Here is a 23529-nt window from a genome sequence, read left to right as displayed (position 1 = left end):
TCGCGGTATCTATGCCGCAGGGAGTCAAGCAATTTCTATACCGTTCAGTTGAATATCACTGGAACAACATCGTGAATGTTGGCGTACATCCTGCTATGCCTTACATAGAATCCAGGCGCACAAAGTTATTAAATTTACTTTCATTACCCTGTATTCCTTTCATGTTTTTTTATTGCGTCTTAAACATGATACAGGGCCGGTATGTGTTAGCGGCGCTGAATGCCGTCACTACCAGTATTTCCATACTGGTGCTCATTTTCCATAAATACAGGATGTATCTCAGCGCCAGGTTGGTGCTTATCTGCACCAGTATCCTGATCTATACTTTTACCGGTGTGTATTTCCACAACGGCGCGGAATATTTTTTACTGAACATCCTTTTTATCGTTATCCTCATCTATGATAATAAATGGATAGTAGGATCTCTCAGCCTGCTGGTGATCACAGCTTTTATGCTCATCGTATTTATGCCTCGCTCCTGGTACCTGGCCCCACCGGTACCGGTAGAAAGGATCTGGGCAAATGTAGCGGTGTCACTGCTGTTTATTGTAGTGGCGCTCAGCTTTTTTAAGCATATCCAATCCGACTATCAGCGGGAAATTGAACAGCAGCAACAGGCGCTGATATCGATGAACAAGGATAAGGAAAAACTTTTTTCCATAGTAGCGCATGATATCCGTAGTCCGCTCGCTACGCTGGAAAGCCTGCTGGATATGTTCCGCAGGGGACAATACCCCCGCAACGATATGGAAGAAGCGGCACATATGCTGCACAAAAAAGTATCACAGCTGGGCGTTACACTCGATAATGTGCTGCGCTGGAGCACCCGCAGTATGAAGGGTATCCAAACCCGGCCCCGTGATTTTTTACTGGCCCCGGTAGTAACGGAAGTACTGCATTTTTTTGAAGGGGTCATACAGCAGAAACAGATCCGCGTAGACCTGCAGGTACCGGTAACTGCCGCTTTGTATGCGGACCGCGACCAGGTGTCGGTGATCCTTCGCAACCTTTTCAGCAATGCCCTTAAATTCAGTTATCCCGGCGGCAATGTAGCATTCATCGTGGAAATAACTGATGAAATAGTGATCACTATTACCGATCAGGGCATGGGCATGTCGGCACAACAGCTCAGCACCTTGTTCACCTCCCATCAACATCCCGGTTATGGTACCGATGGGGAACGCGGTACAGGTCTTGGCCTGTTACTTTGCCGCGAGTTTGCAGAACAGAACGGGGGCGTCATTGAAGTGAAAAGCCTGCCGGAAAACGGTACCAGTTTTACGTTGCATTTTATGAAAGGCGATTTCTCCCCGGAAGATGATGCCGCTTTCAACTAATCCCGCCTGAGCTCTTTTCCTCCATCATTATTATCACGGCTTACCGCCCTATTATCCGCTACGCAGCTGCACTGGTGGAACTGGAAAGGGCCGCCGGTATCTGGGATCTTTCCTGATCCTTCAGGACGCTACAGGACAGTTTATTGCAGGTATTCACTATCTTGTTCCATTCCACGTTTTAACTGTTCAATATGAAAAAACACCTTGTTCCTGTTGCCGGTTTAATGCTGTTGGCGGTAACAACAGCCGGCCAGCCGGCCAAAGGCCCGGCGCCCCTGAAGTTTGAAAAACGGCAGATCGCAGCAGAGAGTTATGAATCAGTAGCCGTAATAGATGTAAATAATGATAAGGTGCCCGACCTGGTTTCCGGCGCTTACTGGTATGAAGGCCCGGCTTATTTTAAACGGCATTACATCGGCCCGGTAAAACAATTCGGCGAATACTGGGACGACTTCTCCACCATCCCTTTTGATGTGAATGCCGACGGCCGTATGGATTACATCACCGGCGGCTGGTTTGGAAAAACGCTGGTGTGGAAAGAGAATCCCGGTAATGATACAGAGTGGAAAGAGCATGTGATAGCCACTCCCGGCAATATTGAAACCACCCGCGCCTGGGACCTGGATGGCGATGGCATACCGGAAATCATTCCCAATACGCCCAATGATCCGCTGGTGGTATATCATCATACAAAAGGCAGTGCCGCATTTACCCCACATAAAGTACTGGACCGCAAATCGGGCCATGGGCTGGGCTTTGGGGATATTAACGGCGACGGCCACACTGACCTGGTAGTGCCTGAAGGATGGGTAGAAGCGCCCGCCTCGCCCTACAGCGCCGCCTGGACCTTTCACCCGGAGTTCAACCTGGGCACCGCCAGCGTACCGGTGATAGTAGCCGATGTAAATAAAGACGGGCTGCCCGATCTGGTTGCAGGACAGGGGCATGATTACGGGCTCGACTGGTACGAACAGCAAAAAGATCCCAACACCGGCAAACGGCAGTGGATCAAACACGCCATCGATCCTTTCAATTCGCAATACCATACTATGCTGTGGGAAGATATAGATGGAGACGGGGAACCGGAACTGGTAACCGGTAAACGTTACCGCGCGCACAACGATCATGATCCCGGCTCTGATGATCCCTGTGGTATCTATTATTTTAAATGGAACGGCAGCTCTTTTACCAAACAGGTGATCAGCTACGGGTCAAAAGGAGCGGGGCTGTATTTTGTAATGCACGACCTTACCGGCTCCGGCAGGAAAGATGTGATAGTAGCCGGTAAAGATGGATTGTATATCTTTTATAATAAAGGAAACAAGTAACATACTGCCTGCATGATAAGCAGGCAGTATCCGTTTTAATAAAGTCAGGAATTATTTTTCGCCAGCCAGGTTTCTATGGCGGCGCCTATGCTGGCAGTGAGGGTTGTTTCATTATCCTTGCCCTGCTCAAACCAGTGATTGGCTCCTTCATTGTCCTGCCGCTTTTCCAGGTAAATTGTTTTTTCAGGAAGACGAACAATAAATACATCTTCATCGCGGCGCGTAACCCCCGTTTCGTGATTGTTGAGTTGTATGTTAAAGCTGTCCATAGTTACAAAGTTTATTTTTTGAGGTACAATCATTATGCCTTATGTGTGCCGGTTGGTCCTTTTTTTGTTTCTTCGCAGTTAAGACCTCTTTATCCTATTTAACAAGACCAACAAAATGTGCGTATGATCATTAAAGAGTTACCTGTAGTCATTGAAACCCCTAAAGGGAGTAGCGAAAAATATGATTATGACCCGGTGTCCCGGTTTTTTGTACTCAATAAAATATTGCCTGCCGGTATGGTGTTCCCCTACGATTTTGGTTTTATCCTCGGTACCAGGGGAGCAGACGGAGATCCGCTGGATGTAATGGTGATCTCAGAATTCAAAAGCTTTCCCGGCTGCCTGATCAAATGCCGCCTGCTGGGCGCTATCAAAGCCGAGCAAAAGGAAAGGGATGGTACCGCGGTGCGGAACGACCGCTACATTGCAGTGCCGGTAGTATCAAAAGCATATAAAGGAGTAGATGCGGTGGCCTCCCAAACTATCCGGGAAATAGAGCATTTCTTTATTTCTTATAATGAGCAGGAAGGAAAACAGTTTACCCCGTTAGGATATATAGAAGCAGCTCCTGCCTATGAACAGATAAAATTCCCTGAAAAATGAATACCCTGGCTACGCTGTGGGGACAAGGCGATCAGCTGGATGTTCTGCAGATGTCTGTAAGGGCCGTAGTCATGTATTTTGTTGCGCTGGTCCTCATACGGCTGGGCGGCATGCGTATTTTTGGTAAAAAGTCTGCTTTCGACACGATTATTGTAATTATAATGGGAGCAGTGCTGGCAAGAGTGATTGTGGGCGCGTCGCCGTTTAAAGGAACTGTAGCTGCCGCTGCTGTTATGGTGGCCATTAATAAGGCCCTGGCCTGGATCTCTTTGAAAAGCAGTACCGTCAATCGCCTGGTGAAAGGAAAGCCCCTGCTGCTGTACGATGCAGGGGAAATTAAGTGGGAAAACATGAACAAAGCCTGCCTGAGCAAATCCGATCTGATGGAGAGCCTCCGGCTCGAAACCCTGAAGGGTTCGCTGGCAGATGTAGCGCAGGCATACATGGAAACGAACGGGAGGATCAGTTTCATAATGAAACCGGAATAAGTTAAGACTGTGCATTTTATTACACGCTTTTTATAGTTGGTTGTGGAATTTTAATGGCATCCCTTTAGCAAGGATCAACCAGTATTTTAGGATTTTATATTTTCTACCATGATGAATGCGCCGACAAAGGCAAAATTGAGTGAACCGGCTGCCGCGTTAAATGGTTTCCCTCCGGGGGGAGAAACAGGTGAACTGATCCGTTCTTTTAACTGGGCCGCTACACCCCTTGGGCAGGCAGACCGGTGGTCGCAAAGCTTAAAGACCTGTATACAGATCTTACTCTCTTCCACACATCCCATGCTGTTATGCTGGGGAAGCGAAAGTATTCTTATATATAATGATGCATGCAGGGAATTGCTGGGCAGCCAGCACCCTTTGTCTATGGGCCAGCCTGCCGTAATGGTATGGCCCGCTTTATGGCCGGCCGCCATGATTTCCCCTGAAGCCAATATTCCGCAGCTGCAGCTGATGCAGCCGGATGGTAGCAGTTACCGCTTCAATGGCAGCCCCGTACAGGATGATACCGGCGATACCGGCTTCTTGTTCATGGGCGCTACCCTGCATAACGGCAACGCGCCATCGTTTGTTAAAACCGATCTCGCCGCCTTCACCAGGGTATTACTGGAGCAACTGGACCCCGTGATCCGCGAAGTGGGATTAACGCTGGTGATTAACCTGGATACACTTCCGGAGGATGTATATATAGACAGGGACATCTGGGAACAGATCCTATTGTCGTTGCTTACTAACGCCCTCAGCTATACGTTGCAGGGGGGCGTGGCCGTAAGGCTTGCCCAGGAGGGCAATCGTGTAATGCTTTCCGTGGCAGATACCGGTATAGGTATTACACCGGTATTGCTGTCTGAGATCCACACCGCTTTACGGAATCCGCCGCGTAACCGCCACGGATTAACCGTGGCAAATGAAGGCATACTGGCACACGGCGGTGAACTGCACATCAGCAGCGTACCGGGGCAAGGCAGTACTTTTACAGTATCTCTGCCGGCTGGCTACGCACATTTGCCGGCTGCACAGGTGGAACATAGCGCGGCGCCACAGTTTAAAGCCTATCATGGCTACCTGCCGGGTATGGCCGCTACGATCCGGATGTGCCATGAAAAGCTGCGCTACGCCGGCAGCCCGAACAAACAGGATGAAGCCATCAATATAATGGCAGATATAACCACTACCCAGCGAAATGCAGACATGTATCGCTCCAGGCTGGCAGCCATTGTTGAAAGCTCCAATGATGCCATTGTCAGCAAAACGCTGGAGGGCATCATTACCAGCTGGAACCCTGCCGCCGAGCGTTTATTCGGCTATACCGCCAGTGAAATGGAGGGAACGCCTATTACACGCATTATTCCTGACGACAGGCTCGAGGAAGAGCCCCGCATTATCGCACAACTCAAGGCCGGGAACAGGGTGGAACATTTTGAAACAAAACGTCGCCGAAAAGACGGGCAACTGATCGACATCTCCCTTACTATATCTCCCGTAAAAGACATACACGGAAATGTAATCGGCGCTTCAAAAATAGCCCGGGATATTACGGAGAAAAAGAAAATGTTCCTGGCCCTGCAGGAAAGCGAAGCCCGGTACATGAAACTGGCAGTGCACCTGGAAGCCATGGTGGAACAACGTACCAAAGAACTGGTGGAAGCAAATTTCTATCTCGAAAAATCAAACAGGGAACTGGAACAGTTTGCCTACGTCACCAGCCACGACTTACAGGAGCCCCTCCGTAAGATCCACACGTTTGCCGGCATGTTGTATAACGTGAATAAAGATATCCTTTCGGATACTTCCAGGATGTATCTCGATAAAGTGATGCACAGCGCCAAACGTATGTCCGTGCTTATCAGCGAACTGCTGGACTACTCGCGCCTCATTCATGTAAAAGATCCTTTTGTGGAAACAGATCTCAACGAGATCGTGAAGAATGTATTAACAGATTTTGAAGTGGTGATTGATAAACACCAGGTAACCATTGCTGCAGAAGAGCTGCCCCGGCTCGCCGTAAGCCCCCTGCAAATGAACCAGCTGTTTCATAACCTCATCGGCAATGCTATCAAATTTGTGTCGCCCGCAAGAAAACCGCTGATCCGTATTTATGCAACCCCCGTGAGCCAGGAAGAATTAACCGGGTATCCCGGGCTCGATAGTGCGTTGAACTACTGCGCTATTATTGTATCGGATAATGGCATTGGGTTCGACCAGGTATATGCGGAAAAGATCTTCCAGATCTTCCAGCGCCTGAATGATCGCAGTACCTATGAAGGAACCGGTATAGGACTGGCGCTGTGCAATAAGATTGCCCTCAATCATAAGGGAGGCATCTACGCCACCGGTATACCTGATGAAGGAGCTATGTTTAAAGTATTGCTCCCTATGTAAGGAAGTGTTGTGTTTTTGTTAATTGTGCTTGTTTTCTGAAGAATAGCGGATGAATCCCGGCGGCTGATTTTTTCCGGAACATTTCCTGCTGTACTTTTGCAACAGTTACAACTTTTCTTTTTCCTCGTTTGTTTTCATAGTACGAATTGTTGCCGATTTATCCTGCCATTAAACTGCCCTGCAATGAGAGAAAAATTAATCAGCTTATTAATTGATCCGGACCGCGACCGGCGTAACCAGTTTTATCTTGCACTGGACCTTTTGAATGTGAGCAAGGCCTGCATAGCGCAGGATAACACCAGTAAAGCGCTGGACTATTTCAAAAAGCACCCCGACCTCATCCCGGACTACATCTTTTTAGACAGCCTGTTACCTTCAGATGAAACGCCCCGGTTTTTAAAGGAACTGAGAAAGATAAAGCGCCTGGTACAGGTGCCCGTTATCTGGTATGCCGCCTCTTTTGATGCCGATCAGCAACAGGCAATCCGGGAAGCAGGTTTTGCCGCCGGCCTGGCCAAGCAAAGCGATGTGCACAAGCTGAAAGGCAACCTCCAGGTGCTTTTCCGGAGCGAACTGCAGGGAACCGTAGTGCCAGACGAAACCTCTGCTGCTACCCGCTTTAAAATGAAGATGAAGGAGATGTTACTGCAAACCCAGTCTCTGCTGGAAGCGCCGGAACACCTCCTCACACATTCCTGATCTGCTTTACTCAGATTGCAATGCCTTTACGGGATTCGCCCTTGCAGCTTTCGTACCCTGGTAGCTGATGGTGAGTAACGCAATGAGCGCTGTAAGTATACCCGCTACCGCAAACATCCACCACTGCAGCGATATGCGGTAGTCGATACCGCGCAGCGCCTGCTGCATGGCCAATACGGCCAGCGGCACCGTAATCACAAATGCAATGAACACGGGTTTCAGGAATTCCTTTGCCAGCATCAGCCAGATCCTGCCCACACCAGCGCCCATAATTTTACGGATGCCGATCTCTTTGCTGCGTCGTTCCGCCAGGTAGGCCGATAAGCCAAAGAGGCCCAGGCAGGAAATGAGAATGGCAATACCGCTGGTCCAGTTGAGCATAAAACCACCTGAGCGCATACCGTTAAACATTTCCTGGTAAGCATCTTTTACAAAGCTGAATGCAAAAGGAAATTCAGGACCGTGCTTTTTAACAACCGCTTCTATTTTCGCCAGGGCTTTTTCCAGGTGCTCTGTTTTATGCAACCGCACAAAAATATGGTTCATGGATCCCGTGCCCATATACACCACCAGCGGGGCCGGGGACCGGTAAGGATTATTCGCCACAAAATCTTTTACCACCCCGATAATAGGGTTGGAGCCAAGCAGGGTACCCACCACTGGTTCCTTCAACCCCATTTTCTTTACCGCTGCTTCATTTACAATACAACCCAGGGAATCACTGCCATAGTCTTCGCTGAAATCCCGGCCCGCGGCCAGTTGCAGCCCTGCCGTTTTTACCCAGTTATGCCTTACCCAGGTAATGTTGATGGAGAAATTCTGATCAGCGGTTTTCCCGGGCCAGTTCACCCCATCGGTACTGCCGTTGAAATGTAACAGGTCGTCTGTACCGGCCGATACGCCTGCCACTTCCGGGATGCGCAGCAGGTCTTCCTGCAGGAGGGGATACTTGTTGGCCATGTCGCCGCGGAGCGGTATTTCCAGGAGATTGTCCTGGTTATAACCTACCGACCGGTTTTCACCATACTGCAACTGCCGGTAAATAACAATGGTGGAAATGATGAGAAAGATGGAGATGATGAACTGGAGGGTTACCAGGCTTTTACGGAATAAGCCGTTTCCCCGGTGGGTGGATACTACTCCTTTCAATACTTTCACCGGTTGGAAACTGCTGAGAAAAAATGCAGGATAGCTGCCGGCTACCAGGCTGGTGAATAAAACAAGCAGGAATATCCCACCCCACATTTCCAGGTGCAGGAAGTTGAGGTGCAGGCTTTTGCCGGAAATGCGGTTCAGCCCTGGCAGCACCAGTTTTACGAGCAGCAATGCCAGTAGCAGCGCGCCAAAGGTGATGATCATTGCTTCCACAAGGAATTGGAAAATCACCGTGGCCCTGGAAGCGCCCAATGCTTTCCTTACGCCTACTTCGCGTGCACGCCGTTCTGCACGGGCGGTGGAAAGGTTCATGAAATTGATGCAGGCAATGAGCAGGATAAAGAAGCCGATAGTGCCCAGCAGCATTATTATTTCTATGCGGCCCCCACTGGGCTGGCCGTTTTTAAACCCGCTGTGAAGTCGCAGTGCGGTAAACGGGTAGGCGAACAGGTAACTGGCCGTATCTGTTGCGGTAGTTTGCATCGCTGTGCGCAGCTTTTTATTAAATGCTTCCAGGTTACTTCCGGGTTGCAGCAGCAGGTAGTTACCAATACGGTAATTATCCCATCGATCGATCCAGTCGGTGTTCTCCAGTTCATAAAGGCGGAAGGGGAGCACTACATCAAATTTAACCGAACTGTTATACGGTGCATCGCGGATCACTGCTGCCACCCGGAGGTCATGCTGGCTGTTATGCCGGAGGATGTTGCCAATGGGATCCTTATCGCCATACAATCTATGCGCGGCGCTTTCCGAAAGTATAATAGCGCCCGGATCCCGGAGGGCGGCTACCGGGTTGCCGCTAACGGCCGGGAAGGTGAAGATGTTAAAGTAATCGGGATCAACGTACATGCTTTGCTGGTAAATACTTTTCTGCCCGGTGCTGAGCAGTTGCTGCCCGCTGTAGGTTTGGCGGGAAACATATTTTATTTCGGGATAATCGTGTTTCAATTTTGCCGCCAGCGGGGCAGGAGTAGCATCGCCGGTAAACCACCGGCCCTCGTGATACGAGTTGCTCATCACCATATAAATACCCGACCTGTGCTGATGGAAAGAATCATAGGTGAACTCTTCATGGAGCCATAACAGGATAATAATACCTGTAGCTAAACCAATGGAAAGACCTCCTATATTAATAAGAGAGGAGCGTTTGTTTTTAAGGAGATTCCTCCAGCCGTGCCTCCAGTAATTTTTAAACATAGCGATAGTTTTTGGGAGCTATATAAAAATAACCAGGGCACGGGTGGTTTTATTTACAATGTGACAGAAAGTGCGTTTACTGTGATGAAATGGTCTTTCTACCTTGTTGCCACCATGTCATGATAAATCCGGCCGCCACCAGTACCAGTAATAAAATGGAGGACACCGAGGAGATCTTTCTGCCCAGGAAAAAGGTGGCTGGTTCAAACCGGAACACGATCTCATGTTTACCGGCGGGGATCACCAGTCCGCGCAGCGCATAGTTCACCCGCAGGATAGGTGTTTCTTTCCCGTCGATAAAGGCTTTCCAGCCGGCGGGGTAATAAATGTCGGAGAACACGCCTAACCCTGTGCCGGTATTTACAGCCGTATATTTTAATTCATTGAGGCCATACTTGTCGAGTTTAATATGTGCGTCGCTGTCGGCCGCCGGTGTAAAGGCGCCAACCGTTTGTTGAAAGCGCCGGTCAATGATCACGGTATCAGCCGGGTTGAAATGATCCAGCGCCTTCATTTCCGAATTGGCGTCCGGCGCCCATTGAATGGCTTTTACAAACCACGCATTGCCTAATGCGCCGGGATTGCGCTGCGCCACCGGTTGCCCGTTCTGCCGGTCGGGCACAATAAAGTAGCGGGTGTTCAGCATGTTGAACACGGCCATATTGTTTTTGGTGAGCTGGTGCTCAATCAGGTCTTCATAGATCCAGAGCTTAGCGGGACTTTGCCCGCCTACCGATTTATGAAAATAGCTGGTATTGGCATCCAGGAACGGATTAGTGGTAACATTAAGCACCCGGTAATAAGGATCTTTGTCCTGCAATATCATTTCATCCGCCGGGGAAGGGGCAATATAATTTTCCAGGTTCGATGCTTCCATGAAGCTATCTTCATTCAAATAACTTTTGTCTACCTGGAACAGGTCAAATAATACCGCGAAAGCAATCACGCCCATGGCGTATCCCGGTTTTAATTTTTCTTTCAGGAAGAACCAGAGCGCGGCAAAGGCAATTAAAATAAAGACGAGTGCGCGGATGCCATCTGCCCGCAAAATGCTGCTGCGGTCCTGTTTGAGGGCATTAAGCAACCTGGCTGCGGGTATTTCCCCACCCAGCATTTGCGTGTACCGGGCCAGGATGTTGCCATCATTGGGGCCACTGAAAGGATACAGCATACTGCCGCCAATGGCCAGCAGCAGCACCAGGCCGCCGGTTACATACAGCGCCATGCGGAGGTGTTGTTGCAGTGAGGCTTTTGTCTGCTTACCGGATAATAATTCCTGCAAGGCCCAGCAGGCGAGGATCACCATGGTTACCTGTGGTATCACCATAGCCATGGTAGGCGTCCGGAATTTGTTATATAAGGGAAGATGATAGAAGAGGAAGTTGTTTACCGCTGGAAAATTGGCGCCCCAGCTAAGTATCACGCCAATGAGCGTAGCGGCTATCAGCCACCATTTATGCCAGCTGTTCACAATGAACAGGCCCAGTACAAACAGGAAGCAGATAATAGCGCCTATGTAAACGGGACCGCCGGTAAAGGGTTGCCCGCCCCAGTACAATTGCCAGGAGGGTTGCTCTGCTACTTCCGCTGCTTTTGCCGGCGGTACGCCTATTTCTGTGAGGGTTTGGTACACATGCGAACTGGTGGAAAGCTTTTCACCGGTAGCTCCTCCCACCAGGTGAGGTAGCAGCAGGGTGAATGTTTCGCCCTTGCCATAGCTCCACTGGAATGCGTAGTTAATATCGAGGCCACCGGATTTTTTTGCCGGTTTGCCGGGTTGTTCAGTGGTTAACTCCGACTGGCTCCCGCGGATCGTATAACTGGTATATTCTTTCATGATAAGCAGGTTGTCCATGGCGGGCAGGATCGCCAGGATGCCAGCTACCACTAAAATGGCGGAGGCTTTAAAAAAAGCGGGCAGCTGTTTTTCACGGAACGCCTGTACGCCTGCCGTTATGGCCAGGCATACCGCTATGATGCCCGTATAGTAAGTGATCTGCGGGTGGTTGTTATAGATCTGCAGCGCTGCGGCCAGGGCAGTAAGGCATCCGCCGGCCAGGTACTGCCTGCGGTAAGTAAGGATAATGCCCCCCAGTACAGGCGCCATATAGGCCATGCTCATTACTTTGGTGATATGCCCCGCATCAATACTGGTGATGGTGAATGTGGCAAAGCCGTATGCAATAGCGCCGGTTATCCTTATCCAGTATTTGAAATCCAGTATACAAAGCAATACATACATCCCCATCATCAGCACAAAGAACATATCCACCGGGTTGGGAAGGTATAAGGCAAAGGCCCGGTTCAGGTAGCCGATCTTATTTACAGAAGGCCCGGTGTAAATAACATAGGTGGGCATACCGCCAAACATGCTGTTGGTCCAGAGGGGAATATCGCCGGTGGCAGCGTAATAATCGCCCGCTTCTTTCTGCATGCCTTTGAAGTGAACCATGTCCGATTGCAATAGTTGTTTGCCTTCCAGTACCGGGCTGCAAAATGCAAAAGCCAGGGCTACAAACAGGACCAGTGCACCAAGATGTGGAATTAAAGTGTTAATTCGTGTCGATTTCATAATTAGCTGGTTTTCATAATTATTATGAAGGTTGATTCATGTAAGTAGATAACCTTTTTATGGGTTTGCTTAAAGTTTTACTTTAAGTAGTTGTTACGGCTGGGAAACAGTGAAAATAGCGCTGTTTTTTTGGTGGAGGTACCACGTTTTAAATTTACCAAGGGACGTATATACCTACACGTTAGCGGCAATGAAAGGGTAAAAGCAAAAACTGTTCTTTTCATAAAAACGGGATGAGCCGCAAAACTAGCAATATCTTCTTTTAAAAAGATTACCCTACTAATTTAGTAGATTATTCATATCTTACCGGTAAATCCCACAACTGTATATGGATACCAGGCATACCCAATCATTAATCAGTTTACTCCGGAAAACGCATCATGCGGAATGGGAGGCTACCCCGGCGGCACAGGATGCCATCGCCTGGCTGAACGACCTGGTTGGTTTTTTATTCCCGGGCAATCATCTCCCCAAACAAACCTCCTACGAAGGCATCTTAAAAAAGAACCAGATCGACCTGGAGAACATCCTGCTAAGTTACCTTGACCCCCGGGAGGTACCTATAGAGGAAATTGTAAACAGCTTCTATAACTCATTGGGAACCATTTATCAGCATCTCCGGCAGGATGCAGCTAAAATACATGAATACGACCCCGCAGCCACCAGTGTAAACGAAGTGATCGTGTCTTATCCCGGGTTTTATGCTATCACGGTATACCGCATTGCCAACCGGCTCACGCGATTGGACGTACCGGTGCTCCCTCGTATCATCAGCGAATATGCGCATGGCAAAACCGGGATCGATATCCATCCCAACGCTACCATTAATGTACCTTTTATTATAGACCACGGCACCGGCATCGTGATAGGCGCTACCAGTATTATTGGTTCCAACGTAGTGATCTACCAGGGCGTAACATTAGGGGCGCTGCATGTAACAAAAGAACTGTCGGATGTAAAAAGACATCCTACGGTGGAAGACAATGTGATCATCTATGCCCGCAGCACCATCCTGGGCGGCAATACGGTGATCGGGCAGGGCAGTATTATTGGCGGCAGCGTTTTTATCACGAAAAGCGTTCCCCCGTATTCGCAGGTGTTCAATACCCACCAGGTGAGGATCACCACCAAAACCGGGGTATAAGGGTTCCCCACAAATAGCAGGAGCATTCGCGGAAATATTTATATCTTAAGCCGGAAGAAGACCGCCGGCTGTGGCGGGAAAAGACTTACCGACATGCGAATGAGCGTTTTGCCCCCGGGCATACTATTAACTATACTATCCTTTTCCGGGCTAAAGGCCCAGGATACCCTGCAGCAGCTACCGGAGGTAGTGGTGCAGTCCTATTATTCAAAAGCTTCACTGCAGCGTGTACCCACCGCCGTGAGTATCCTGTCGCCCGCCGATATGCAGCTCCAGCAGGGCGCCTCCCTGCTGCCGGCCGTAAACACGGTGCCGGGTATACGAATGGAGGAAAGATCGCCCGGCAGTTATCGTTTATCCATCAGGGGTAGTTTGCTCCGTTCTCCCTTTGGCATCCGGAATATTAAAATTTATGCAGATGATATCCCGCTCACCGATGCGGGAGGCAATACTTATCTCAACCTGGTAGACGCAGACGCGGTGAGCCGCGCCGAAATACTGAAAGGCCCGGATGGCAGCCTCTTTGGAGCCAACTCCGGCGGGGTGCTACGGCTGGATCTTTTCCCCGCTATGGCAGACACCTCCCGTTTGCGGCTGAACCTGCAGGGCGGCAGCTATGGCCTGTTCCATGGCAGCGTAGCCTGGCTGCAGCAGTTTGGCAACTACCAGGTACAGGTATTCCAGGGCTACCAGCGGGCAGATGGCTACCGGGAAAATACGGCCATGAAACGGTCTTACACCCAAACGGCCCAGCGCTGGGAATACAAACCCGGCTACGCCCTTAAACTGCTGGCGTTTTATTCTGACCTGTCGTACCGCACACCAGGCGGACTTACCCTGGCACAAAGCGAGGCCAATCCCCGCGCAGCCAGGCCGCGCACACCCGCCACTCCCGGCGCCGTGGAGCAAAAGGCCGGCATCTATAACCGCACTTTCCAGGGAGGGCTTATCCACGAAGCGCAGTTCACCCCACGATTGCAACATGTGTTGTCGGTGTTCGGGGCCACCACTCATTTTGAAAACCCGTTTATCACCAATTATGAAGCCCGGGATGAAAATACCACCGGCTTCCGCACCTACCTGCAATGGACCAACGATCTGCAGCGCCATTCCATCTTCCAGTGGAAATGGCTGAACGGCGCCGAATGGCAGCAAACCACTACCGATGTCATTAATTATGGTAACAAACAAGGCAAACGCGATACGGTAATCGCCGCCGATAAACTGAAAGCCAGCCAGTACTTTTTCTTTACCCGCTTCCAGGCCAATGTAAACGCCTTTACATTTGAGGCCGCCGCCAGTTTAAATTATTATGGTTACCGCTACAACAGCAACGGCCACACGAAAATAAATTTCACTCCCCAGCTGATGCCACGCTTCTCGCTCTCGTACCTGTTCACACCACAGGTAACAGGCCGGATAACAGTAAGCCGGGGCTATTCCCCGCCGGCCACGGCGGAAGTTCGTGCATCCGATAACGTGATCAATACCGCCCTGCAACCGGAAACCGGCTGGAACTATGAAGCGGGCCTGCGGGCAGGCGCCCGTAACCACCGGGCCATGCTGGACGCAACGTTCTTTTATTATAAAATGCAAAACGCCATTGTGCTCCGGCAGCACGACAGCGGCGAGGAATATTTCACCAACGCCGGTGGCGTGCAACAGAAAGGCATAGAGGTACAGGGCATGTGGTGGGTGATGAAGCCTGGCAATCATGGCGTATTGCGCGGCATTAAATGGCAGGAGGGCTACACGCTGAGCGATTTCCGGTTCAGTCACTACCAGAGCGCCGATGGAAAAGATTATTCGGGGAATGCCCTCACCGGCGTGCCGCAGCATGTACTGGTAAGCAGTTTATTATGGCAATTCCCCGCAGCCGTATCTTTATATACCCAACATACCTTTACCAGCAGCATCCCGCTGAATGATGCCAGCACCGCCTTTGCCGGTGGCTATCATCTGTTGCAGGCCAACGTAAGCTGGAAACTGCCGCTGCGCTCCCGTTGCAACATCAGCATCCGTGCAGGGGCGGATAACCTGCTGAATGTAAACTACAGCCTGGGCAACGATCTCAATGCCTTTGGCGGGCGTTATTATAATCCCGCACCTAAGCGGAATTATTTTGGCGGTATCAGTATGCAGTTGTAGTCATTAAACTATCCTGGTGTAACAATGCAGCGGAACAAGATCCCGCTGCATTTTTTTATATAGCAGCTTCCGTGCTTCCCCGCAAAACCGAAAATTGCGTACAATTACGCTTGATAGGTTACCCGCTCCTTGTTAATTTTATGTATTGACTGTCGGAGAGATGAAGACCAATATTGACCTATAACCTTTAGTGCCCCAAATAACTAAAACCCCTACATATGAAAGAAGTACTCTTCAATCCAGACGGAGGCCTCATTTGCGCGAGAGCCCTGTTCCCCCCATCTTCAGTGGCAGTAGCTAATTACGAAATGATACTCCGGTTTAAATCAGTGAATGCAGGAACAACGCTGTTAACGGGAGATAACCTGAACCTTGAGGATGATCAGGTTTTCCTGCCTTCGCCCGTTGAAACCAACGATGGCCGCCGCGTTATCCTGGAAACCGGTTTCCGGGGATTAGATATCACTAATCAACCCAATTATACCATTACCCTGGAAATATGGCAGGATGGTAACCTGCTCGGATCTGAGGAGGAAAGCGGGCAGTTCACAGAGGCTGCGCAATACTCCCTGATATTCATTAAGCTGGTAAAACAGGAACAGGTAATATAAACTTTACTTATGAAAAGAATTTTATACCGGGCTATTCTGTTAGTCCTTATTGTCCCTCAATACATATATGGCCAAACACTGGATAGCGTTACGTTAAGCCGGATGAAGCTAAACTTCATCGTTCCGGACATGCCTGCTTTTAAAAGCTTAGGCACGGAACCATCCAACCTCTTAAGGCCGTCTATTCCCCAGGCATTTGCGGTGGCTTTATCCGAATTTTACTCAGAGCAGAAATTCATTATTCCTAATTCATTTGCCGTTGAAATCAGTCCATCCCTTTTGCTGAATGCCAAAAAGGGAAGTAAAGCGTTGCAGGAGAGGTATGCAAAGAACAGGGTATTGAATAGTTTCCGCATTTCTCTCGGAAGCGCCAGGGATACTTCGTTTTCACCCACAGGGCGCAACCTTGCACTTGGTTTCCGGATCAACCTGATCAACGACGGGGAGATGGCAACAGACATGGGAGAGCTCAGCATCATCTCCCAAAAACTCGGAGAATTCAGGATCGCCACCCGGGGGCTGAGAAAAGCCTTTGCAGAGAAATATATAGACCAGGTTAAAATATGGGCGAAAGATTTTGGGCAGCAAACGGAGAGTGAGATCGATAAAGCAGCCGGACTGGATGATATCGTGGATTGGGATCTTATCTTAAACAAAAACCTGTCGGATGCGGCGTGGAAAAATAAGTATGACGAATTTGTGGGTCAGCAACGCGCGCCCGAATTCGATGCCTGGTTCGCCGCGGAAAAAGAACGCTACAGAAAAGTAAACTGGAATGCCAATAAACTCGACCTGGCCTTAGCAGTTCTCGGCTCATCAAAAGACAGCCTGCTGGGTAGCGCCAGGTTTAGCCGGGTAGACCTGTGGGGAACATTTGCTTTAAGATCAGGCGCCAATGCCCAAACCCTGTTTGGTGTGAATGTTGGCTATGGCAGCGTTGATTCCCTGTTGAAGGTGAATGACGATAAAAAATATCTTCATGTAGCCATTCCCGTACGTTACCTGGTGGGGACCAACAGGATCAAGGGCTTCTGCGAAGCGCAATACGAATACCTGCAGCAAAATAAATCCAGTAACGGTTTATTTAACCTGGGGGCGGAAGTTAACCCGCTGGATGGACTGTGGCTGAATTTCTATGGTGGAATCAACTTCAATGCGAGTGCCGGTACCTCTTATTTCAGGACCAACCTGGATATTAAAATCACGCTTCCGGAAAAATTTAATCTTTTCTAAATAAGTATGATCATGAGATATTTATCCCCTTTACTGTTTGTGTTGCTGGGTATCGGCGCATTCATTGTATCGTCCCATTTTGTGCTGAATGGCGCCAATGAGAAACAACAGTTCCATGAAATCAACTGGGATGCCAGGGCTGTATTAAATGAGCTGCTGAATAATGCCCTTACCGATTCTGTTACTATACAACGGGTGATCAAAGAAAAACAGCAGTTGCAATTACTGCCTGATAATGCCGTCAGGCGAAAGGCAGTATCAGACAGTTTGGTACTGCTTCAGAAAAAGGCGTTGCTCAATATCCGGGATAGGATTGCTGTCCTGAATAATGCAGAGGTACAGCAGCTGGCACTGAAACGCATCCGGCTGGAGCCCTTTACTATACAGGAATTAAAGGCCATCAATGCCGACAGCCTGTTACAGTTTCAGCAGCCGGTAAACGTAGTATTTTCCGATTCTTCACTATTAACCAGGCAAATCAGGGGAAAAATAGTATTAAACGTAAAACCATACGATTCAGATCGTTTTTTTCTCAAGTATCCTGCTTTTGGATACCTGATGTTATCTTTCATCATCCAGTTGATTATTTATACACTGCTGATCCCCTTATTGCTCTACAGGATCTTTTCGTTTGGGGGTAAGGAGAAAGTGATGACCGGTTGGAAAATTGCATATATCCTTATCATTACCATTGTATGCATTGTTTTTTATTTTTCTTTTCTTAAAAATGAAAATGTGGCAGACGACATTGCGCGGCCGGAGTTATTTATGTTAAGTCTGCATACCATATTCAACTGGATCAACATCCTTGGTTACATCACTGCTTCCTTATGTCTGGCAGGAATGCTTTTCTCCTTTATCAGCGCCAAAAATATAATGGACGGGAAGGTAGATGCAGATAAGATTACGTTGTTGAAAGAAGTAGATACCAATTTCAAAACCTGCTTTATCCTGGCGGCCATGATCTTAACCATCGCGGTTGTGACAAGTGGACAGTTCTATACCGCCCTGAATACTTTAGATTTCGTAAAGGTCTTTAATGCAACTATTGGATACGATTACTTCAGGATAGAGATCATTTATCTTTATGGAATACTGCATACATTCCTCTTGCTGTTATTCTATTTACCGGTGCAGTTGCAGCTAAATGAAACCAGGCTGCATGTGTTAGCCGGTCTTCCCGGCAGTGAGGATCAACTGAAAGACCTGGCGGCCAAAAGCCTGGAACCGGTGAGCCTTATGAAAAAAGTACTGGATATCCTGGTGGCCAGCTCTCCGTTGATTGCTGCCTTTGCAAAGTCATTGCTGGATATATTGTTCGCTTAAGCTCCGGTTAAGCGTGAAAAACAACTATCTGGGCTGTTATATAAATGGCTGCTCCTTTTCGCAGGAAGCAGCCATTTTTTTGTGCAGGTATAAAACCAAAGTGAATAATGCAACTGCCAGTGTGTCAGGATTAAATTTTTTTGTGTAGTTGGGGAAGATAATAATCGTATTGTGCAGCTACATCCTCACGCTGTATCACGCACATAACAGTCGCACCGGCTAAAAATCCGTATCAAAGCGGGGCCTGACATTAACATCTGCCCATTTAACAAAAGCGGCATAGAATTGTAATAAGTGGGTAAGCATTTACAAGAAGATGAATTCTACCAACGGAAAATCGGATAAGCCGGTCATTACCGCAAAAATTGATGGCTTTTTTCTCCAGTTCTATAACATTGCCGTCTTTATTGCCCGCTTTTTCAGGGAGGCTTTCCGGCCTCCGATTGAATGGGGGGAGTTTGTACGCCAGTGTTACCAGGTGGGGTATAAGTCGCTGGCCCTTGTTACGGTAACGGGGTTTATCACCGGCGTGGTGTTCACGGAGCAATCGCGTCCCACCTTATCAGAGTTCGGGGTTACGGCCTGGCTGCCGTCGCTGGTGGCCATAGCAGTAGTGCGGGCGCTGGCGCCGCTCATTGCCGCGCTGATCTGCGCCGGTAAAGTAGGGTCCAGCATCGGCGCGGAACTGGGATCCATGAAGGTAACAGAACAGATCGACGCCATGGAGGTATCTGCGATTAACCCTTTCCGTTACCTGGTAGTGACCCGCGTTATTGCTATGACGGTTTGCCTGCCGCTGCTCATGTTTTACAATGCGCTCATTGGTTGCCTCGGCTCTTACTTTGATGTGCATGCGCATGAACAAACCAGCCTGGTATCGTTTTTTGATAACGCCTTTGCGCAGATCACTTTCCTGGATTATACCACGGCGCTTACCAAAGCTATCCTGTATGGATTTACCATTGGCATTGTTAGCTGCTACCAGGGCTTTCATGCCAGCCAGGGCACTACAGGCGTGGGAAAGGCCGCGAATGTATCGGTAATTGTATCCATGTTCCTCATCTTTATAGAAGAAGTAATTATTGTTCACGTGTTTAATTCCATCCGCTAGTCATGAAAACAAATGGTCACCAGATAGATATGAATGAAACCGTGATCAGTATCCGGAACCTTTATAAATCTTTTGGGGAGAAGCATGTGCTACAGGGCATCGACCTCGATCTGCATAAAGGTGAAAACGTAGTAGTGCTGGGCCGCTCCGGTACCGGTAAATCGGTGCTGATAAAAATTATCATCGGGCTGCTGAAACCGGACGCCGGTACCGTTAATGTGCTGGGCGAAGAGGTAGATCAGCTCAAAGACGCCGCCCTGCGCGCCCTTCGCCTCAAAGTAGGTTTCTCTTTCCAGAGCAGCGCCCTGTATGATAGCATGACGGTGGGAGAAAACCTCGCCTTCCCCCTGAAGCGCAATAACCGGGAAATGACAAAAGACCAGATCCGTAAAACGATCGATATTGTACTGGAAGCCATCGGCCTGCCGGAAACAATTAACCAGATGCCCTCGGAACTATCCGGTGGCCAGAAGAAAAGAATAGGCATCGGGCGTACCCTCATCCTGCGACCGGAAATTATGCTGTACGATGAGCCCACAGCAGGTTTGGACCCCATCACCAGTATGGAACTGAATAAACTGATCGTGGCTGTACAGGAAAGGTTCAATACCAGCTCCATTATTATTACCCACGATCTTACCTGCGCCAAAGAGGTGGGCGACAGGGTAGCGGTAATGGATGAAGGAAAGTTTATCCGCCAGGGAAGTTTTGAAGAAGTATTTAATGAGAAGGATGGGCTTATTAAAAGTTTTTACGACTATAATTTTATACAGTAAGTTATGGAAGCAGGAAAAAAACGCGCCGTAATTGTAGGCATCTTTGTATTTGTAGGACTGGCCATCTTTGTTACCGCTGTAATGATGTTGGGCAAGCAACAGAAGCTATTCAGCAAGTCCATCCAGGTGAAGGCCTATTTTAAAGATGTGAACGGCTTGTCTGTAGGCCGGAACATCCTGTATTCCGGGGTGAAGATAGGTACCGTGAAGAAGATCAGTTTTGTGAGAACCAACCAGATCCTGGTGGTCATGAACATCGACGAAGCCTCTCAGGAGTTCATCCATAAAGATGTGGAAGCCCGTATCAGCTCCGAAGGACTGATGGGCAACAAGATCGTAATGCTCTCCGGTGGTACGCCCAATATGCCGGTGATAGAAGACGGCGATCAGCTCCACGTAGTGAGCGGCCTGAGCACCGAAGAGATCATGAGCACCCTGCAGGTAAACAATAAAAGCCTGGTGGAGATCACCAACAACCTGAAAGTGATCACCAAAGGTATTGTAGATGGAAAAGGCACCCTGGGCCGCTTACTCACAGAAGATACCATCTATAAAAACCTGAACACCACCATGGCCGGTCTCAACGATGCAGTAGTGAATACCCGCCGCCTTACCGGGGCTTTATCTTTATATGCGTCCAAACTGCAAACCAAAGGCGTATTGTCCAATGACCTGGTTACAGACACCGTAGTATTTGCGAAACTTCGTACAGCCGTTGCCGAAATGAACAGCGCCGCCATCAATGCCAATAAAACGGTGGAAGACCTGCGCTTTGCCAGCCAGGGCGTGCGCGCCAATCTGGATGACCCCGAAGCGCCGGTAGGCATGCTTCTCAAAGATACCCTGCTGGCAGATGCCTTTAAGGAAACCATCTATAACCTGGAAAGCAGCACACAAAAACTGGACACCAATATGCTGGCGCTGAGAAACAACTTCCTGTTCCGCGGTTACTTCCGTAAACAAGCCAAAAGGGAAAGAAAAGCCCAGAAAGAAAAAGAAAAGGCTGAGCGCCAGGCTCAGCAACAGAAATAAACTAGCGACCGTTTTCGGAGAAGGCGGTAATAGGGGTAAGGTCCACTTTACGGAACTCTACTTCGGAGCCTTCTGCCTGCAGCGCAATTTGGCCTCTGCCCGCGGTGGCATTGGTACCGTAGTTCACCAGGTCGCCGTTTTCCCATACTTTAATGGCATTGCCCACGCATTCAATGATCATGGTATTCCATTCTTTCAGCGGCTTCTCCGAATTATCGGTAAGATTGATAATGCGGCGTTGCTTGCCATCTACCGCGCCCCATTCACTTTTAGGCCCCCTTCGTTTTTCCATATCCGGTACGGTAATATCTTCCCCAATACACCAGAAGTCGCCTGCATCATTATGCTGCAACTGCACTTCAATAGATTTCGGGAACATACCATATAACACCCTCGGGGTAGAAACGAACACCAGTACGCCGCAGTTACCCGGTTTGGCAGGGAAACGGTATTGCACTTCCAGGCGGAAGTTCTCATAACCTGCATCGGTAATAATATGCCCCTGCGGATTGGCCAGGCTTACGAAAACGCCGTTCCTTACAATGAAAGGGCTTTCCACCTTAGGGTCTTTATCCATAGCGGGAACATCAATATGCCAGCCGCTGAGGTCTTTAAAATTGAACAGGCTGCGCGTTTGTGCGTTCACGTTGGTAATTACGGCCATTAAGGCGGCGGCGGAGAAAATGTATTTCTTCATGAACTAAATATAATACGTTTCCACGGAATTTGTATTACCCGGGGATGGGGCGCCTTCGGCGCCTTGTGCGGATGTTGTCTGACTCAGGATTATGATGATTTTAATGATTTTCCTGAATTTGTTTTTTGATTTTTTGATGATTGGCGAAGGGGGATGATCGCCTTTCGGCGATGCGGATTTTGTCTTGGAACGCTGATTACGCTGATTTTAAATGATTAGTTTGATTTTGTTTTTGTTTTTTGGATTTTATAAAGAATAGCGAAAGGAGATAAAAACGGATCGCTTATATCTCCCCAATCCTTTATAAAATCAAAAGAAAAACTCAGGCAAATCATTAAAATCATCATAATCCTGAGTCAGACAACATCCGCATAAGGCGCCGAAGGCGCCCACATGCAACTACTTCAGCTCCTCCGCCAATCCTACAATGATCCCTTCAGGGCCGCGCACATAAGCAAGCCGGTAGGCATTTTCATATTGCACCACTTCGCCAACCAGTTCGGAGCCATGGGAAAGCAGACGCGCCACCAATTCATCAATGTTATCTACCGCCAGCATGATGCGGCGGATGCCGAGCTCGTTCACTGCGGGCTTTTCCTGGCCGGTTCTAACGGGTTGCGGCGAGTGCAATTTATCCAGCTCTATCCTTCCGTGGCCATCAGGTGTGCGCATAAATACCAGGGTAGCCCGAACATGCTGAAGACCAAGAAGCCGGTCCACTGAAGAGCCCTCAACGGTTGTTTCACCCTCCAGCTCGAACCCGAGTTGCAGGAAGAACTCCTTCGTGGCTTCGAGGTCGTCGACAACAATAAGGATGTTGTCCATTCGCAGTAATTTACTTTTTGCCATGGCTATGGATTATTATTTATTAATGCGGAATAGAAATTTTCATCATTGGGCTAAGTTAGTTTTTTAAATCATTGTGCTCAGGAATGAATAATCTAATATATTATATATTAATAGATGTTTTATTTCTTAAGTATGCTAAAGGAGTAAAATTTCCTACCTTCAAATCTATGAAACGGAGAAATAACAGGGCTAAGAACCTTAATGCTGTTAGAAGATGGAGAATTGGAGAGCAAACTGACTACGAAGAGCAGGCGCCTCCGGGCTTTTTTGAACGGATTGGACGTCGCGCGGCTGCTAATGCCATTAATGAGAACAGGGCCATGAATTTACCTGTCACCAGGCTAAGAGATGGTTGGGTGGTACGTGAATTTCCAGATGGAAAACTGGAGCGGATCTCTCAGATCAAAGTGATTTCCAATGATATTTACAGAGATCGTAAACTCGTAAAAGGCGCAACTATACATGTCGGCAAAAAGCCCTAAAAGAATGCGTGTTTTTGCAGGTCCTAATGGCTCTGGTAAAAGCACGATTATAAAAGAGATCCAGAAAGCCTA

At 48.7% G+C, this 23529-nt stretch carries 20 protein-coding genes; 15 read left to right on the top strand and 5 right to left on the bottom strand.

What is annotated here, in order from left to right; all coding sequences use genetic code 11:
• Positions 1-185 precede the first annotated feature (185 nt).
• Both VIM72_RS17320 and VIM72_RS17315 read left to right on the top strand, forming a co-directional pair.
• Positions 186-1337 (top strand): HAMP domain-containing sensor histidine kinase, encoded by a 1152-nt coding sequence (locus tag VIM72_RS17320; protein ID WP_332004083.1) that lies wholly within the window; start codon positions 186-188, stop codon positions 1335-1337.
• 191 nt (positions 1338-1528) lie between these two features.
• The gene (locus VIM72_RS17315) at positions 1529-2665 is read left to right on the top strand and encodes a VCBS repeat-containing protein (protein ID WP_332004082.1); all 1137 of its coding nucleotides are present in this window, start codon (positions 1529-1531) and stop codon (positions 2663-2665) included.
• Positions 2666-2709: 44 nt separating this feature from the next.
• Here VIM72_RS17315 and VIM72_RS17310 read toward each other — a convergent pair whose 3' ends face one another.
• Positions 2710-2934, bottom strand: a complete 225-nt coding sequence (locus VIM72_RS17310; protein ID WP_332004081.1) for a hypothetical protein — start codon at positions 2932-2934, stop codon at positions 2710-2712.
• 123 nt (positions 2935-3057) lie between these two features.
• Here VIM72_RS17310 and VIM72_RS17305 point away from each other — a divergent pair, with 123 nt between their 5' ends.
• From VIM72_RS17305 to VIM72_RS17290, 4 genes are all read left to right on the top strand, one after another.
• Positions 3058-3537 carry an inorganic diphosphatase gene (locus tag VIM72_RS17305; RefSeq protein WP_332004080.1) on the top strand — a complete coding sequence of 160 codons (480 nt, stop codon included), beginning with the start codon at positions 3058-3060 and terminating at the stop codon, positions 3535-3537.
• Positions 3534-4025: a DUF421 domain-containing protein gene (locus tag VIM72_RS17300; RefSeq protein ID WP_332004079.1), complete on the top strand. Its 492-nt coding sequence runs from the start codon at positions 3534-3536 to the stop codon at positions 4023-4025. The genes VIM72_RS17305 and VIM72_RS17300 overlap by 4 nt, the downstream gene beginning before the upstream one ends.
• Before the next feature lie 108 nt (positions 4026-4133).
• Entirely contained in the window at positions 4134-6422 is a 2289-nt protein-coding gene (locus VIM72_RS17295; protein ID WP_332004078.1) for an ATP-binding protein, read from the top strand.
• Between the two features lie 183 nt (positions 6423-6605).
• Positions 6606-7121 (top strand): hypothetical protein, encoded by a 516-nt coding sequence (locus tag VIM72_RS17290; protein ID WP_332004077.1) that lies wholly within the window; start codon positions 6606-6608, stop codon positions 7119-7121.
• Between the two features lie 6 nt (positions 7122-7127).
• Here VIM72_RS17290 and VIM72_RS17285 read toward each other — a convergent pair whose 3' ends face one another.
• Positions 7128-9476 (bottom strand): ABC transporter permease, encoded by a 2349-nt coding sequence (locus VIM72_RS17285; RefSeq protein WP_332004076.1) that lies wholly within the window; start codon positions 9474-9476, stop codon positions 7128-7130.
• A 76-nt stretch (positions 9477-9552) separates the two neighbouring features.
• Positions 9553-12048, bottom strand: a complete 2496-nt coding sequence (locus tag VIM72_RS17280; protein ID WP_332004075.1) for a YfhO family protein — start codon at positions 12046-12048, stop codon at positions 9553-9555.
• A 328-nt stretch (positions 12049-12376) separates the two neighbouring features.
• Here VIM72_RS17280 and VIM72_RS17275 point away from each other — a divergent pair, with 328 nt between their 5' ends.
• The 8 genes from VIM72_RS17275 (at position 12377) to VIM72_RS17240 (ending at position 21429) form a co-directional block, all read left to right on the top strand.
• Positions 12377-13192 carry a serine O-acetyltransferase gene (locus tag VIM72_RS17275; protein ID WP_332004074.1) on the top strand — a complete coding sequence of 272 codons (816 nt, stop codon included), beginning with the start codon at positions 12377-12379 and terminating at the stop codon, positions 13190-13192.
• Between the two features lie 99 nt (positions 13193-13291).
• A complete protein-coding gene (locus VIM72_RS17270; RefSeq protein WP_332004073.1) occupies positions 13292-15340 on the top strand; it encodes a TonB-dependent receptor in 2049 nt (682 codons plus the stop codon).
• A gap of 218 nt (positions 15341-15558) precedes the next feature.
• Complete coding sequence (locus VIM72_RS17265; protein ID WP_332004072.1) at positions 15559-15951, top strand: hypothetical protein; 393 nt, start codon at positions 15559-15561, stop codon at positions 15949-15951.
• A gap of 9 nt (positions 15952-15960) precedes the next feature.
• On the top strand, positions 15961-17184 hold the full coding sequence (locus tag VIM72_RS17260; RefSeq protein WP_332004071.1) for a hypothetical protein: 1224 nt from the start codon (positions 15961-15963) through the stop codon (positions 17182-17184).
• A gap of 12 nt (positions 17185-17196) precedes the next feature.
• The gene (locus tag VIM72_RS17255; protein ID WP_332004070.1) at positions 17197-18510 is read left to right on the top strand and encodes a hypothetical protein; all 1314 of its coding nucleotides are present in this window, start codon (positions 17197-17199) and stop codon (positions 18508-18510) included.
• Between the two features lie 316 nt (positions 18511-18826).
• Positions 18827-19621 (top strand): ABC transporter permease, encoded by a 795-nt coding sequence (locus VIM72_RS17250; RefSeq protein ID WP_332004069.1) that lies wholly within the window; start codon positions 18827-18829, stop codon positions 19619-19621.
• 2 nt (positions 19622-19623) lie between these two features.
• Positions 19624-20397 carry an ABC transporter ATP-binding protein gene (locus tag VIM72_RS17245; RefSeq protein WP_332004068.1) on the top strand — a complete coding sequence of 258 codons (774 nt, stop codon included), beginning with the start codon at positions 19624-19626 and terminating at the stop codon, positions 20395-20397.
• Between the two features lie 3 nt (positions 20398-20400).
• Complete coding sequence (locus tag VIM72_RS17240; protein ID WP_332004067.1) at positions 20401-21429, top strand: MlaD family protein; 1029 nt, start codon at positions 20401-20403, stop codon at positions 21427-21429.
• Position 21430: 1 nt separating this feature from the next.
• Here the strand turns inward: VIM72_RS17240 and VIM72_RS17235 are convergent, their stop codons facing one another.
• Positions 21431-22126 carry a DUF1080 domain-containing protein gene (locus tag VIM72_RS17235; RefSeq protein ID WP_332004066.1) on the bottom strand — a complete coding sequence of 232 codons (696 nt, stop codon included), beginning with the start codon at positions 22124-22126 and terminating at the stop codon, positions 21431-21433.
• 399 nt (positions 22127-22525) lie between these two features.
• Positions 22526-22951 (bottom strand): VOC family protein, encoded by a 426-nt coding sequence (locus VIM72_RS17230; protein ID WP_332004065.1) that lies wholly within the window; start codon positions 22949-22951, stop codon positions 22526-22528.
• Positions 22952-23058: 107 nt separating this feature from the next.
• On the opposite strand from VIM72_RS17230, the gene VIM72_RS17225 reads away from it, so the two are divergent.
• Entirely contained in the window at positions 23059-23457 is a 399-nt protein-coding gene (locus VIM72_RS17225; RefSeq protein WP_332004064.1) for a hypothetical protein, read from the top strand.
• The last annotated feature ends 72 nt before the right edge of the window (positions 23458-23529 follow it).

The organism is Chitinophaga sp., assembly GCF_036569185.1.
Lineage (GTDB): Bacteria > Bacteroidota > Bacteroidia > Chitinophagales > Chitinophagaceae > Chitinophaga.
This window is presented reverse-complemented; position numbering and strand designations above follow the sequence as displayed.